We start from the raw sequence: 15965 nt of genomic DNA, 5'->3' as shown, positions 1-15965 counted from the left end.
AACGTATCCTAAAAATAGGTCGATTTCAAATGTAATCCTGTTGTTTCGTCAAACCCGAACATTAAATTCATATTCTGAATGGCTTGTCCGGAAGCCCCTTTTAATAAATTATCAATTATACTGGTAACCAACAATTTATTATGATGCTTATGCAAATGGATAAGACACTTATTCGTGTTCACTACTTGTTTTAAATGCAAAGTATCTTCAGAAACAAAAGTAAATTTTGCTTTCCTAAAATAGGATTTATAAATTCTAATCGCATCCTCGAGCGATCCTTCAAATTTCGTGTAGGCAGTAGCGAAAATCCCGCGTGAAAAATTACCCCTGTAGGGCATAAAAAGAATGTCGGACGAAAAATCATTTTGCAATTGTTTCACAGATTGACTGATCTCACCCAGATGCTGATGTGTAAAAGGCTTGTAATATGAATAATTATTATCACGCCACGGAAAATGTGAAGTTGCCGACAATGATGTACCCGCACCGGTAGCACCTGTAACAGCATTGACATGCACATCGTTTTGTAGCAAACCACTATTGGCTAAGGGCAATAATGCAAGTTGAATAGCAGTTGCGAAGCAACCTGGGTTTGCAATACAATGGGCATCCTTTATGGTTTCACTTTGCAGTTCAGGTAAGCCATAAATAAATTCTCTATGACCCAATTTTCTATCTTTTTCCAACCTGAAATCATTTCCCAGATCGATAATCTTCGTATCTTTTGAAACGCTGTTAGATTCTAAAAACTTTAGCGAATTTCCATGCCCTAAGCATAAAAAAAGAACATCGACATTCGGATTGACGGTACCGGTAAACTTTAAATCCAAACTGCCAACCAAATCCTGATGCACTTTGCAAATTAAATTTCCGGCATTACTGGTGCTATAGACAAAGTCTAACTGCACATTAGGGTGATTCACTAACAACCTAATTAGTTCCCCCGCCGTATAACCAGCTCCTCCAATAACACCTGCCTTAATGTGTTTCATTTTAATTTTCTTTTAAATAGGGTGACATAACCCTCCTTACTCCAAATTAATTTGAGTTTACCTGCTGGTAAATTTTATTTTGGTTTCCTAATATTTTAATAAACCCTTTAGCTTCATCAGCTGTCCATCCCTTGCTTTCTTCACCATAACTTCCAAATTTAGCATTCATTAAGTCATGTTTCGATGAAATCCCATCCAATGTAAAATGATACGGTTTCAAAGAAACGGTAACATCTCCGGACACCTTATCCTGACTGCTTTCAAGAAATGCTTCCATATCTCGCATGACGGGATCCAAATATTGGCCCTCATGCAAATGCATTCCATAAAAACTGGCAATGTATTCTTTATGTTGTAATTGCCATTTCGTCAAGGTATGTTTTTCCAGCAAATGATGTGCTTTTATGGTTATTAATGCAGCAGCCGCTTCAAATCCCACACGCCCCTTAATACCAACGATAGTATCGCCCACGTGGATGTCACGTCCAATAGCGTATGCTGAAGCAATGGTGTTGAGTGCCTCTATATTAATTTCAGGATCGTTTTCAATTCCGTTAATGGCGATTAATTCACCTTTCTCAAAACTTAGTTTTACTTTTTCTTCTTCGGCGTGTTTTATCTGCGAGGGATAGGCCTCATCCGGCAATGGCTTATTGGAAGTTAAGGTTTCCGAACCGCCAACACTCGTACCCCAAAGCCCCTTATTAATGGAGTATTTCGCTTTTTCCCATGACATATCAATACCATTTTCCTTGAGATAATTTATCTCCTCCTGTCTGGTTAATTGCTCATCCCTTATAGGTGTAATTATTTGTATGTTAGGTGCCAGAGTCTGAAAGATCATGTCAAAACGTACCTGATCATTACCAGCCCCCGTACTTCCATGTGCTATATATTCAGCATCTATGCTTTTGGCGTATTCAACGATCTCAATGGCCTGAATGATCCGTTCTGCGCTTACAGATAAGGGATACGTGTTATTCTTTAAAACATTACCAAAGATTAAATACTTTACTACCTTTTGATAAAAAGTAGCGACGGCATCTATATTCTTGTATGTACTCACACCCATTTTATAGGCATTATCTTCAATATGCCCTATTTCTTTTTTTGTAAATCCCCCGGTATTTACACTTACCGCATGAACTTCAAAGTGTTTCGATAAGCTCACTGCGCAATAGGAGGTATCCAATCCACCACTGTAAGCTATTACTAATTTTTTCATGATTATATTTTTTTAATTCTCATTTAATTTTCAAATACAGTCAAAACAACAATTATCAGGTTTTCTTAGGTTTAAATAGCGTAATATCTTCCGAACTAAAGGCATCAAAAGATGTACTTCTATTTATTTTTATCCTTTTTTAAAAACATGGTTTCTTTAATATGTTTTAATCGATTGAAAACCTTCGCTTTGATTAATTTTCCTTTATTTTTATCCTTTATCTTCGGATCGTACAACATACCCGTACACAAACACATCTTTCGATTGGTTCGGGTTAAGACGTCATAGTTCTGACAGGTCTGACATCCATCCCAAAATGTTTGATCATCGGTCAATTCCGAAAAAGGAACCGGTTTATATCCTAAATCACTGTTCATTTTCATAACCGCCAGTCCGGTAGTGATACTAAACACTTTGGCATCCGGAAATTTATTCCTGGAGTGTTCAAAAATTTTATGCTTAATCTTTTTAGCCAGACCCTGGCCTCTGTAATCCGGATGCACAATTAACCCCGAGTTGGCAACAAATTTACCATGTCCCCATTTTTCTATATAACAAAATCCGGCAAATTTATCACCGTCCAAAGCAATGACAGCATTCCCATTCTCCATTTTCGCAGCAACATATTCTTTTGTACGCCTGGCAATACCGGTCCCTCGAACAGTTGCCGATTCGGCAATGGTTTCGCAAATGATCTCTGCGTATTTTATATGTGTTGTATTCGCTATTACTACTCTCATTTCCACGTCTAAATTAATCTCAATTATGATCTTATTTTTCTAATTCCTGAACCGGACACACCTGATTCAATAAACAATTGCTCACCCTTACGGGCGACGAGGAAAATTACAATACATCGTAGGCGTGTTAATTTCTGGATTAACTCTATTTTGAAATGCTATGAAGTTGCTATTGGACAATTTGAAAAAAATTAAAATTACGTTTGGTTTTGCTCTTTACGGGAATATTAGAAACAACGGTAACGGCGTACCGGCAGACTGGGTATGAACCTACGTATTGTATTTTTTAAATTTTTCATGCTGTAAAGCTATCAATTTATTTGAAATTATGATTAAAATGCAATTACTTTTTGCTCAATTTTACCAATTTCGAACAAAAAAGAGGTATTTGTTAAAAATAACCGTGTTTTTTATCCCTGTATTCTACCTTTTTAAAAAATGAAGTTTTCGTATTTTACTGTGATTGGCTCTATACTTATTAGACGACTAAATGAAATTGTCATTTATGGAATGGCCTCGTGAAATTATAATCTTAGGTAAGCTCAGCCGCTCTAAATTATAAAGAATATTTTCTCATTAATACAGCCAATAAATGGAAGAATAAATATCTTTGTAAATACGACATTATGAATTCCTGTAAATCAAATTATATGTACAGAAAATTTCTGAAAATCTCCTTTACAATACTCCTATTTATACTATTTACGCATTGTAAAAATGATAAAAAAGAAGACGAGGTAAACAATATGGAAGAAATTGAACAACCGAGAGGAAAAGATAATATTGCTTACCAATGGGCTTATCTGGCATTAGAAGGTACCGCTAATGATACGGATAAATTTAAACCAAGACCAACAGTAACATCCCGATTCCTTGGTCTTATTTTCACTTCTATGTTTGACGCTTGGTCAAGATATGATGATAAAGCCAATACGCTTTATTTAAAGGGTGTCAATCGGAGGCCTAAAAATGAACGGACCATAAGAAACAAAGAAATTGCAGTGAGTTATGCAGCATATCGTGCACTTTGTGAATACTACTATTCCGACAGCACCCTATTTAAAAACAAAATGATCAAATTAGGATATGATCCCGATAATACCTCACTCGATCCTGAAACACCGGAGGGCATAGGAAATCTGGCCGCAAAAATGGTCATTGATGCGCGCAGGCATGATGGTTCCAATCAATATGGAGATGTAGACGGATCGGATGGAACACCTTATTTTGATTATTCCGGTTACACACCGGTGAACGACGCTGACAATATGGTAGACATCAACAGATGGCAACCCAAATATTTTTCAGACGGTGAAGGTGGGAAATATGCCCCTGGATGCCTCACCCCCTATTGGCAAAACGTGAAACCCTTATTGCTTAATTCTGCCGATCAATTTCGCCCTGGCCCACCACCAATGATCGGGTCGAAACAATTGGAAGAGGAAGTTAAAGAGGTTATTGAGCTTCAGGCCAATCTCACTCCAAAGGATAAAGCGTTAGTAGAGTTTATGCGCGATGGTCCCAAATCGGTGCAACAAGCCGGACATTGGTTAAAGTTTGCTCAGGATGTCTCCTTACGTGACAATCACACACTCGATGAAGATGTTAAAATGTACTTCCTTATAGAATCGGTAGCTATGGATGGATTTATTGCGTGTTGGGATTCCAAGATGCATTACGATTTTGCAAGACCCTATGCCCTAGTGCACAAATATTACCAGGATCAAGTTATAAAAGCCTGGGGAGGACCGGATAAGGGCATGACGGAATTGAAAGGCCAGGAATGGCGTCCTTATTCCCCGGACACCTTTTTATGCCCTCCGTTCCCGAGTTATGTTTCGGGTCACAGTACCATTAGTGGAGGATGTGCCGAAGCCCTGAGACTATTTACCGGCAATGACAAATTTGGAGTTGAAGTTGAATTAATACCAGGTGCACTTACGGAACCAAATAACTTAGGAGACCCTGTGGTACTTGAATTTCCTACCTTTACCAAAGCAGGAGAAATGGCCGGTATATCTCGAGTTATGGGGGGATACCATATTCAAGCTGATAATATTGAAGGCCTCGAATTAGGTCGCAACGTAGCGCGGTATAATTTTAAAAAGTATTTAGAATTAATTGGAGAAGGCCCTACCAAAATGTAATGGATACTTGCGTCTTTAAGTTTTTGCAATTAGTGAAGCAAATACCTTAAATCATGATGCCTATTCTTTGCGCATTAAAAATCAGGAAAAAAGGTTGATCAAGCACAGGTCTTAAGTTCCAATCAATAATTCGGAGAGACTCCATATATTATTTCATGCTTCGCTGTTAAGGGATGCGCGCTAAGTAACCCGTACTGAATTGACCTTTGGCTTATTTCCAGAAATGTACCTACAGTGCTTTTATTTTTATATTTCTATACCATACCTTATCACTGTGATCCTGCAATCCGATATGGCCCGTTTGGTATTTTCCAAATTTCTCCCAATCCTTAAATTTCGAGTTTTCAACCATCCTATCCCATGCTTCACCATGAACCGGGAATTCACATATTACAGTTCCGTTGAGGGTCACAGAACCCCTATTTGCTTTATGATTTACCTCTAAAACACAGTGATTCCATTCTCCCGCAGGTTTGCAAACATCATGCATGGGCTCAATCATATCATATAAGGCACCCGCTTGATGGAATTTGGGATTTACAAATGCATCTTTATGGCGCTCATTGTCCAACACCTGAATTTCAGGTCCAGTATTATAGGGGACTTTGAGGTTTTCATCTTCATGTACACCCCAAAAAATACCACTGTTGCCTCCTTCAGAAATTTTCCATTCCAGGGATAGAATAAAGTTCGTAAATGTATCCTTTGTTATGATATCTTTACCACCCTCCTCGCCAGGGGTAAAAAGCAAATTGCCATTATTAATAGTCCATTCTTCGGGCATATCGTCTCTTAAGTAGCCCCGCCATTTATCCATAGAAGTGCCATCAAAAAGGGTAATCCATTCGGAAGCATTGTCTTCTTTAACGGATTGAACCACTTCTTTTTCGACAGACTCCTGATCTTTCTTTGATGTTTCTTTACAGGCAACAAAAACCAAAAAAACCAATATTAAAAATGTTATTTTTTTCATCAGTAAAAATTTTGAAATTATTTTAAATACCTAATATGTTTTTCAACTGTTCCTTATCTGTCTCACCACCGGCGAAATCATCAAAGCTACGTTCTGCGGCTTCAATAATATGCTTTTGTATAAAAGGTGCGCCCTCTCTCGCGCCTTGCCCTGATGCTTTAACACAACATTCCCATTCCATGACAGCCCAGACATCACATCCGTAGGTTGTTAGTTTTGAGAATATCCCATTAAAATCAACCTGTCCATCTCCTAAGGAACGGAATCGTCCTGCACGATCTTTCCAATCGGCATATCCACCGTAAACACCTTGCTTCCCTGTAGCATTAAATTCTGCATCTTTTACATGAAACGCTTTTATACGATCATGGTAATAGTCAATAAACCTAAGATAGTCCAATTGTTGCAATATAAAGTGACTGGGATCGTACAATATATTGGCACGTGTATGATTACCTGTTGCCTCTAAAAAACGTTCAAAGGTAATACCATCGTGCAAATCTTCTCCAGGATGAAGCTCATAGCAAACATCGACCCCTTGTTCATCAAAGTGATCCAATATCGGCATCCATCGCTTGGCCAACTCTTCAAAGCCCATGTCCACCAGACCATTTGGTCGTTGCGGCCAGGGATAAACTGTTGGCCATAATAATGCTCCCGAAAATGTGGCATGCGATTTTAGGCCAAGCCTTTTGCTCGCCGTTCCCGATTTTTTAACAAATTCAATGGCCCAATCTGTTCTGGCTTTAGGATTGTTCCTGACAGATTCCGGTGCAAAACCATCGAACATGACATCATACGCCGGGTGAACGGCTACTAACTGCCCTTGTAAATGGGTAGAGAGCTCTGTAATTTCCAAACCATAGGAATTCACCTTTCCCTTTAGTTCATCACAATAGGTCTGACTCTCCGATGCCTTGTCTATATCTATTAAATGGGCTTCCCAGGTTGGTATTTGAATCCCTTTATAGCCTAATTTCGCTGCCCATTCACACATGCCATCCAGGCTGTTAAACGGTGGATCGCTTCCGACAAATTGTGCTAGAAAAATCCCCGGACCTTTTATTGTTTTCATCATTTACAAAATATAATTTAACCTAATTTGATCCAACTTGCATTATTCTCGTCGCTTTCAACGGAAGCATAAATGAATTGCATCCCTCGTATTCCATCCTTCACTGAAGGGTAGTCAGCGTTACCGCCAAGTTCACCGTTTAAAACCGCCAGTACATGTTGCGCGAAATTTTTATAGATGGTAGCAAAAGCTTCTAAGTAGCCTTCCGGGTGACCTGCAGGAATTCTGGAGGTCTCCAAAGCTGCCGGATATAAATCATTGCCATTTGGAGTAAAGGTTTTTATGGGCTTGTCCAACGAATGTGTGATCAATTTGTTCGGCTCCTCCTGATGCCATTCCAAGCTCCCTTTATCACCGTAAACCTTAATTGCCAAATTATTTTCTTCACCTAAAGCAATCTGCGATATTGACATGGTTCCTTTTGCACCGTTATCCATTCTCAGCAATATGTTTCCGTCGTCATCCAAAATCCTTCCTTCACCGAAACGCCCAAGGTCAGCCGCCAGTTCGTCTATTTTCAAACCTGTTATGTATTCCACCAAATTTTCAGCATGGGTCCCGATATCACCCAAGGCGCCTCCAATACCCGACCTCTTGGGATCTACGCGCCATGAAGCCTGTTTGTTTTCTGTTTTTTCAACAGCCGTGGACAACCAACCCTGCAGGTATTGCACCTGTATCTTTCTGATTGTTCCCAAATCGCCATGAGCCACCATTGCCCTGGCCTGTTTCACCATGGGATGACCCGTATAATTATGTGTTAAAGCAAACAATTTTCCGCTTTGCTCTACAACTTTTTCCAATTGGTAAGCTTCATCAAGAGTTAATGTCATCGGTTTATCACAGACCACATGAAACCCATTTTCCAAAGCCATTTTTGCCGGTGGGAAATGCATATGGTTCGGTGTAACGATTGAAACAAAATCCATTCTTTCAAATTCAGGAAGTTCTTTTTCTTTAAGAATCATCTCTTCAAAACTGGAGTAGCAACGCGCTTCGGGAAGGAATAGTGCTTTACCCGAGGCTATGGACTTCTCAGGGTTACTGCTAAATGCGCCACATACCAATTCAATCATTCCATCTATTGAAGCGGCTCGTCTGTGAACATCCCCAATAAAGGATCCGGTACCACCCCCGATCATTCCCATTCTTAATTTTCTAGAGACCATGTATTTTTAATTTTCTGTTCTGAGGGAATTTCTTTTTCTCATATACATGTTCAATCCTAAAAATGCAACAATTAATATGGCAGGAAGAACTGACATAATACGTAATACTTCACTTGGGGTGGCATTATCTAACATATTTCCCATTATGGGCAACACCACCGAGACGGAGAACATTCCTGCACCTCCCATTATAGACAATCCTAAAGCACCCGTTTCAGGTAAATATTCTGCTACAAAACCCAGCATCGTCGGCCAAAAGAAAGTTACGCCCACAGCAAATATCGCTGCAGCAACTATTACCATTGTTCCCGATACCGAACTGAGCAACCACAATCCAATAAATGTGAAAATTGCAGAAAACAATAACATTCCGGCCGGTCTTAACTTATGAATTACCTGACCGGCAAAAGCACGTCCAAAGGCCATTATCCCGTTAATGAAGGCCAATACCAACAGAGGTTTTGCAATCGACTTACTGAGTAAAGATTCTATTCTCTGGGTGTTTGCCAATTCTGAAGCTGCAGTTAAAAACATGCATACCACCATAAAAATAAATAAGGGTTTAAAAACACTTTTTAACATATCCCCATAACTCACACCCATTTGTACTCTCTCCGTAACAGGAAATTTTTGACCTAAAAACAGGGCCCCGTAAATTACTAGAGGAATAAACAATGTGGCCACCATAATCTGCCAGCTGAGACCCATGACGTCCATGACCAAATACCCAACCAATGCCCCAATTACAATTCCTCCCGGAAACCAAACATGGAAACGATTTAACATCTTCGTCTTATTTTCCTGGTAAATAGAGGCTATCATTGGATTTAATGCAGCCTCAACCATACCATTACCAATACCTACAAAAAGGGTGGCTATAAAAAGAGAGGTCATTGAAGTCGCAAATAAAGTGAGAATGATACCAATCGCATGGGTAATAAAGGCTATCCACGTAATTTTTTTAATTCCCAAGGAATCCACCAAGGGACCACCAATTATCATTGCTAAAGTAAACCCCCAAAATGCAGGTGTAAAGGCATAGCCTATTTGTTCTAAAGACAGACCAATACCCTCAGGTCCAAATACGGTTTCCAGTCGCGCCCTAATGGCAAAAGTCATAGCCGTTACTATAAGGGCTATACAGCTTGCAAGAAAAAGCCTGTTCTTATTAATTTCGTCCATATATTTGATTGTTTAGTTGATTCTTCGGTCCTTACTGCAACTTTTCGAGTAACTTTTTCGTGGCTAAGATGCCTTCTTTCTCGGTCAAATTATCGCCTTCATACTCTACGCCAATATAACCCGTGTAGCCTGCGCCTTTTACGATGTTAATCATACGTTCATAGTCTATCCTGATTTCATTTCCGGCTTCGTTAAAATCATAAGACTTCGCGCTAACGGCTTTTGCAAATGGCATTAATTCCGTTACCCCCTTGTATTTATCATACCATTCATTACAATCATGGACGCTCCCTTTTACACAAAAATTTCCAAAGTCCGGAAGCGTTCCGCAATTCGACATATTGACCTTCTTTATGACTGAAGACAACCATTGCGCGTTAGAGGTTAAGCCACCATGATTCTCGACAATGATATTTATGTTCTTCGGCTTTGCATATTCTGAAAGGGCACTCAAGCCCATTACGGCCTGGGCCATAACCTCGTCGTAACTTCCATCTCCATTGGCATTAACTCTTATGGAATGACAACCCAGGATCTGAGCGGCATCTACCCATTTCTTATGGTTTTCAACTGCAGCCTGGCGCTCTTCCTCCTTACTGGAAGCCAAATTTCCTTCCCCATCGACCATGATTAAAAGGTTTTTGACACCGTGAACTTCACTTGCGGCTTTCAATTTCTTTACCACCGCGTCAATTCCCATGGACTCGACCTGATCTTTGTAGAGACCGCTTACATACTCTATGGCGCTAAAACCCAGAGCATGGGCTTCCTTAGCAAAATCGAATGGACCCATTTCGCCACTCCGTATCGTTTTGTGTAACGACCATTGTGCCAAAGAAATTTTAAAATCCGGGATGGCAACCATTTCTATTTCCGATTCATTACTAGTCGTTTCTTTTTTATTGGTTTTCAAACATGATACAACTGTAAAGAGTAACAGTACAATTGCCGTCATTGTGAACGTCGACCTATTAAGTTTCATATGATTACAATAAATATTAGCAAAATCATCTTTTTAACACTCTTTTACAGCTATCCCATTACGGAATTCGATAAAAAAAGAATACAAGAATTACGCTTTGTGAAAATAAAAAATCAATTATCAAATCTTGTTTATTATTATTCAGTGAAAGGATTTATACAACTACAAGTGCCAAGATTTTTCAGTATGCAGACATGCTTTCAACTGCCATTTCTTCAAGTAAAAATTTCTCTCGATAGGCAATTGGCGTACATTTCTCATGTTTTTTAAATACTGTAGAAAAATATTGACTCGTCGAAAACCCACAACTAAATGCGATTTCGGTAATACTTAAATTTGGCGATTCAATAAGTAATTTCTTAGCCATCTCTACCCGTTTAATCATGAGATAGCGCATGGGTGTCAAATTAGTTAATCGCTTGCAATGGTGCGTAAATCGCGTCAATCCAACCCCCGCAGATTTTGCCATTCTACCGATGGTCCAGTCATCCGAGAGATTTTTATCCAACTCTTTTAAAAAGAGCTGCACACTTCTTGAACTGTCTATTAGATCTTCATTTAACTTGACGTCCTCAGCGTTGAGTAAATCCAAAATCAAAATCAACAACTGATTAATAAGCAACCTGATCCTCGAGGCATTACTACCATTGTCATCCGTATTTACCACATGACTAATACGCTGGAAACAATCCCGAATTTTATTCCCTGCTTTCCAGTGTACTCTTTCGTTCTGCCTTAAAATGGCGGTTAATCGCTCCAGATCCTGCTGAGCCAACATAATCCAGTCGGGCCAGACCCATTTTTGATGCGGTCTTCTAACTCCCAAATCTAAGATAACCCAATAAAACTTTCCCATTCCAATCTTAGGATCACCTACTTTATGCGCTTCCCAGGGTCTGGTGATGGTTAAACTATTGGAATGCAACAGCATATCCTTTCCTTCCTGCGAATAAGGCATGGAACCGGATTCCAGAAAATGGATTTCTATACCTTCATTTCTATGCCAATCTAAACCCCAATCCTGAGGTTCATTGGCGTCCCAGTACCCGACACTATTTAAACCCAGGGTGTCATCTGTTAGCCGATCACCTGGATAGGTGTATCTGGCCAAGGCTTTAAACTTTAATTTATTTCGTTTTACCGCATCTATAAGCGGCAAACAGGTATCTGCATGATAAACTACCCCGTCGGATTCAAATGGGGCTATCTGTTGTGCATTTATTTTCACTGAAAAATATTGAACATTAAATCTCTGCAAAATAGCTAATTTGCCTTTAAATAAAAATTATCATCCTTAATAAATCCTCTTAAAACTTTTTAAATGAATGCATCCTGTCTAGACCCTTCAAAAGAATCTTTTGACGCAATCGTTGTAGGAACGGGTATTTCAGGTGGTTGGGCCGCCAAAGAACTTTGTGAAAAAGGCCTGAAAACGCTTGTCCTTGAAAGAGGTCGTATGATAAAGCATATCGAAGACTATCATACAGCTCATTTAGATCCATGGGACATGCCAAATAACGGAGAACCGACAAGAGAAACCTTGGAAAGGATGCCAAAACAGCATAGAACGGGCTATGTCACCAAGGAATACCGAAAGCACTTTTTTGTAGACGATATAAAGCACCCTTATAATGAGGACCGCCGTTTCGATTGGATAAGAGGTTATCACGTTGGTGGACGTTCCCTAATGTGGGGTAGGCAGAGTTACCGCTTAAGTGACATCGATTTTAACGCCAATAAGGAAGATGGTATTGGGATTGATTGGCCTGTGCGCTATAAGGACATTGCACCCTGGTACGATCATGTTGAAGAATTCATTGGCGTAAGTGGAGAAAAACTTGGACTTGAGCAATTACCGGATGGTCAATTTTTAAAACCCATGGAACTCAATTGTGTGGAAGCGCATTTAAAAGAGCAATTAAAAGAGCATTTCGATGATGGTAGAGTCCTCACTATTGGAAGAACAGCACATATCACTGAAGGCACCAAACCCGGAATGGGCAGAAGCACCTGCCAGTACAGAAACCGATGTATGCGTGGTTGCCCCTATGGTGCTTATTTTAGTAGTAACTCATCAACATTACCAACAGCAGATGCTACCGGTAATATGACCTTAAGACCAAATTCCATAGTTTATGAAGTCGTTTACGACGATACCACGAAACGCGCTACCGGTGTGAGGGTCATAGATACGGAAACCAAAGAAAAATTGGAGTTTAAGGCAAAAATAATATTCTTATGTGCTTCGGCCATCGCCTCCACTTCCATCCTGATGCAGTCAAAATCAGAACGCTTTCCGAACGGGTTAGGTAACGATAGTGGGGAACTGGGACATAATATAATGGATCACCATTTTCATGTTGGCGCAAGGGCAAAAACCGAATTATTTAAGGATAAATACTTCAAAGGGCGTAGAGCCAACGGTATATACATTCCGAGATTTAGAAATTTAGGAGGAAAAACAAATGTGACTTCTTTTAAACGAGGGTACGGGTATCAAGGTGGAGCAACGCGATCCAAAATCTCCGAATTGGTCGCCGAATTGAAATATGGACCGGAATTAAAAGAAGCTATTTTAAAACCTGGTGAATGGCGTATTGTTTTATCGGCTTTTGGTGAAACCTTACCCGACCATAATAACAGAATGTATTTGGACTATGAAAAGTTGGATGACTGGGGTTTGCCTACCGTAACCTTTGATGCCGACTTTGGAGAAAACGAGCTAGCTATGCGTAAAGACATGCAGGAACAAGCAATTAAAATGCTCGAATCTGCTGGCTTTAAAGATATTGAAGGTTTTGATGAAGACGAGAACAGGGCCATGGGATTGGGTATACATGAAATGGGCACGGCGCGAATGGGAAGAGATCCAAAAACCTCGGTTTTAAATGAATACAATCAAATACATGCATGTAAAAATGTTTATGTTACCGATGGTTCTTTTATGACTTCGGCCGGATGTCAAAACCCTTCTTTAACGTACATGGCCTTTACTGCAAGAGCTGCAAATCATGCGGCCGAACAATTTAAAAGAGATAACGCTTAATAAGATTCGAATGAAACGAAGAGAGGCTTTAAAAAATATTGGCTTATCAGCGGCCTTTTTCATGGGAACCCCTGCAGTGCTCAATTTAATGCAAAGCTGTACAGGAAATACCCAAACTTGGGTCCCGGAATTTTTAAACGAAGAGGAGGGATTGGTCCTAAAGAATTTGGTGGATGTTATTCTCCCCAAAACTGAAGATTTACCGTCAGGTTTGGAACTCAACATTCCCCAGTTTATAGACAAATTCATGAATGAGATTTTTGATGATGAAAGTCAAATGCATGCCAAAACTTTATTCGCAGAAATAATAGGTCTTCTTAAACCCAATTCGGAAACCCCTATTGATGAATTATCCCAGGATAATTTTAAAACCTTATTGGACGACTACATGCTCACGGAGGATTTCATTGACCAGGACCGAGAATCCGATCCCGAAACAACGAAACCGACAAAATCGGAATTTTTAAATACGATTAAGTTGATGACCATTAATGCCTATAGAACCTCTCAGCTCATAGGTGAAACAATTTTGCCTTACGATCCAGTGCCCGGAACCTACTTCTGTGGCGACTTAGAAGACATAACAGGTGGTAAATCATGGTCCTTATAAAATGATTAATTGATGCGTTATCAGCGATTTAAAATTCATCTGTTCGTATGCATTCTGGGGTCGATTCTATTTCTAAATTGCAAAAACAGATCGAAGCAACTCACTGAAAACTGGACACCCTTATTTAATGGCATAGATCTTAGTGATTGGATCATAAAGATTAAAGGACATCCATTGGGTGAGAATTACAAGAATACATTTATTGTTGAAGATGGTGTGTTAAAAGTCAACTACAAAGACTATGATTCTTTTAACAATACATTCGGCCATATCTACTATAAAACACCGTTCAGTAACTATAAGTTCAGGATGCAATACCGCTTTACAGGAGAACAATTGAAAGGCGGTGAAGACTGGGCAACCAGAAATAGCGGTATTATGGTGCATTGTGAGGACCCCGGACAAATTGGATTAAACCAGAATTTTCCGGTGTCCATAGAAGTGCAACTTCTTGGGGGACTGAATTCCGGTCATCGCTCCACGGGAAATTTGTACACTCCCGTAACTCATGTGGTGATAAACGATTCCTTATTTACACCACATTGTACGAATTCGTCATCGGAGACCTATAATGGCAATCAATGGGTGGCTGTCGAAATTGAAGTGAGAAATGACTCCATTATAAAACACTTTATTAATGGCAAAAAGGTGTTAACCTATTTCAAACCTCAGATTGGCGGACCTGTAGATTATAATTATGACTATTGGAAAAGTAAGGAGGGTACAGCTTTGAAAGCAGGTTATATTGCGCTTCAAAGTGAAAGCCATCCGGTTGAATTTAAAAACATTTACTTATTGGAACTCTGAACGCATGAAGATGATTATTTTAAAAAGAATTAGCTTTCTCTTATTATTTATTTTTAATTATGTTTCGGCACAATCATCGTATTTTGCAGACTACACACAGTCTTTAAATGACAGCATCATTTCCATCGATATGGTTGCCGTAGAGGGAGGTCATTTCATCATGGGAAACAACAATGGTAAAGATGATGAGAAACCGGCTCATGACGTTTTGATAGACGATTTTTGGATGGGTAAATATGAAATAACTTGGGCGCAGTACGATGCATTTGTCTATGAAAATTTTGACACCTCGGAATATCAGGATAGTTCGAAATTAGAGGCTTTAGGTATTGATGCCCTGTCTGGTGCCACCCCGCCTTATGTAGACATGAGTTTTAATATGGGTAAGGGAGATGCACCCGCGGTAAACATGACTCAATACGCAGCACTCATGTTTTGTAAATGGTTATCCTTAAAAACAGGTGTTTTTTATCGCTTACCAACCGAAGCAGAATGGGAATACGCCTGCAAAAAGGGGAATACCGATAAGATTGAAGATCTCGATCAAGTTGCCTGGTATTATGAAAACAGTCTTGATAAGTATGAAAAGAGAGGCACCAGAAAGGCGAATGATTTAGGTATTCATGATCTCTTGGGTAACGTGTCAGAATGGGTATTGGACCAATATGATGCAACATATTATGAAAAGGCACCGTCTGACAACCCCTGGAATAAACCGACCACATTATATCCTCGTGTTTTAAGAGGCGGATCATGGAAGGATACTGCGGAAAAAGTATGTTGTAACGCAAGGCAATATTCACGGGCAAAGTGGAAACGAAGAGATCCTCAGATCCCGAAAAGCAATTGGTGGCATACCGATGCTCCTTTTGTAGGTTTTAGGGTGGTACGTCCAAAAGTACAACCACCAAAAGATGTTATCAAATCCTATTGGTTGGAGGCCATTGAAGATTTCTAAACTTAAACAAAGTGAAAGACAACACTATGGCCACATCTTTTGACTAAAAGAATTAAATT

The 15965-nt window shown here is 39.6% G+C and carries 14 protein-coding genes; 5 read left to right on the top strand and 9 right to left on the bottom strand.

Features of this window, described 5'->3' with window-relative positions:
* Positions 1–8: 8 nt before the first annotated feature.
* From argC to MR041_RS06410, 3 genes are all read right to left on the bottom strand, one after another.
* Positions 9–992: an N-acetyl-gamma-glutamyl-phosphate reductase gene (gene argC / locus MR041_RS06420; protein WP_242092776.1), complete on the bottom strand. Its 984-nt coding sequence runs from the start codon at positions 990–992 to the stop codon at positions 9–11.
* 46 nt (positions 993–1038) lie between these two features.
* Positions 1039–2217, bottom strand: coding sequence for an argininosuccinate synthase (locus tag MR041_RS06415; protein WP_242092775.1), 1179 nt, complete (start codon positions 2215–2217; stop codon positions 1039–1041).
* Positions 2218–2336: 119 nt separating this feature from the next.
* On the bottom strand, positions 2337–2957 hold the full coding sequence (locus tag MR041_RS06410) for a GNAT family N-acetyltransferase (protein ID WP_242092774.1): 621 nt from the start codon (positions 2955–2957) through the stop codon (positions 2337–2339).
* A 650-nt stretch (positions 2958–3607) separates the two neighbouring features.
* Here MR041_RS06410 and MR041_RS06405 point away from each other — a divergent pair.
* Positions 3608–5104, top strand: coding sequence for a vanadium-dependent haloperoxidase (locus tag MR041_RS06405; RefSeq protein WP_242092773.1), 1497 nt, complete (start codon positions 3608–3610; stop codon positions 5102–5104).
* Positions 5105–5333: 229 nt separating this feature from the next.
* Here MR041_RS06405 and MR041_RS06400 read toward each other — a convergent pair whose 3' ends face one another.
* From MR041_RS06400 to MR041_RS06375, 6 genes are all read right to left on the bottom strand, one after another.
* Positions 5334–6077 (bottom strand): 3-keto-disaccharide hydrolase, encoded by a 744-nt coding sequence (locus MR041_RS06400; protein ID WP_242092772.1) that lies wholly within the window; start codon positions 6075–6077, stop codon positions 5334–5336.
* A 22-nt stretch (positions 6078–6099) separates the two neighbouring features.
* Entirely contained in the window at positions 6100–7152 is a 1053-nt protein-coding gene (locus MR041_RS06395; protein ID WP_242092991.1) for a sugar phosphate isomerase/epimerase family protein, read from the bottom strand.
* 17 nt (positions 7153–7169) lie between these two features.
* The gene (locus MR041_RS06390) at positions 7170–8321 is read right to left on the bottom strand and encodes a Gfo/Idh/MocA family protein (RefSeq protein WP_242092771.1); all 1152 of its coding nucleotides are present in this window, start codon (positions 8319–8321) and stop codon (positions 7170–7172) included.
* 6 nt (positions 8322–8327) lie between these two features.
* A complete protein-coding gene (locus MR041_RS06385) occupies positions 8328–9503 on the bottom strand; it encodes an MFS transporter (RefSeq protein WP_242092770.1) in 1176 nt (391 codons plus the stop codon).
* 31 nt (positions 9504–9534) lie between these two features.
* Positions 9535–10485, bottom strand: coding sequence for a sugar phosphate isomerase/epimerase family protein (locus MR041_RS06380; protein WP_242092769.1), 951 nt, complete (start codon positions 10483–10485; stop codon positions 9535–9537).
* A 181-nt stretch (positions 10486–10666) separates the two neighbouring features.
* Positions 10667–11713: a helix-turn-helix transcriptional regulator gene (locus MR041_RS06375; RefSeq protein ID WP_242092768.1), complete on the bottom strand. Its 1047-nt coding sequence runs from the start codon at positions 11711–11713 to the stop codon at positions 10667–10669.
* A 93-nt stretch (positions 11714–11806) separates the two neighbouring features.
* Here MR041_RS06375 and MR041_RS06370 point away from each other — a divergent pair, with 93 nt between their 5' ends.
* The 4 genes from MR041_RS06370 to MR041_RS06355 are packed head-to-tail and all read left to right on the top strand — an operon-like array spanning position 11807 to position 15906.
* Positions 11807–13531, top strand: coding sequence for a GMC oxidoreductase (locus tag MR041_RS06370; RefSeq protein WP_242092767.1), 1725 nt, complete (start codon positions 11807–11809; stop codon positions 13529–13531).
* 10 nt (positions 13532–13541) lie between these two features.
* Positions 13542–14141 carry a gluconate 2-dehydrogenase subunit 3 family protein gene (locus tag MR041_RS06365; RefSeq protein ID WP_242092766.1) on the top strand — a complete coding sequence of 200 codons (600 nt, stop codon included), beginning with the start codon at positions 13542–13544 and terminating at the stop codon, positions 14139–14141.
* A 12-nt stretch (positions 14142–14153) separates the two neighbouring features.
* Positions 14154–14948 (top strand): 3-keto-disaccharide hydrolase, encoded by a 795-nt coding sequence (locus MR041_RS06360; protein WP_242092765.1) that lies wholly within the window; start codon positions 14154–14156, stop codon positions 14946–14948.
* A gap of 4 nt (positions 14949–14952) precedes the next feature.
* Positions 14953–15906, top strand: coding sequence for a formylglycine-generating enzyme family protein (locus tag MR041_RS06355; RefSeq protein WP_242092764.1), 954 nt, complete (start codon positions 14953–14955; stop codon positions 15904–15906).
* Positions 15907–15965: the final 59 nt, after the last annotated feature.

The sequence above is a fragment of the Aestuariivivens sediminicola genome (assembly GCF_022662015.1).
GTDB lineage: Bacteria > Bacteroidota > Bacteroidia > Flavobacteriales > Flavobacteriaceae > Aestuariivivens > Aestuariivivens sediminicola.
Note: the sequence above shows the minus strand (reverse complement) of the source record. Positions and strands in the feature narration are given on the sequence as shown.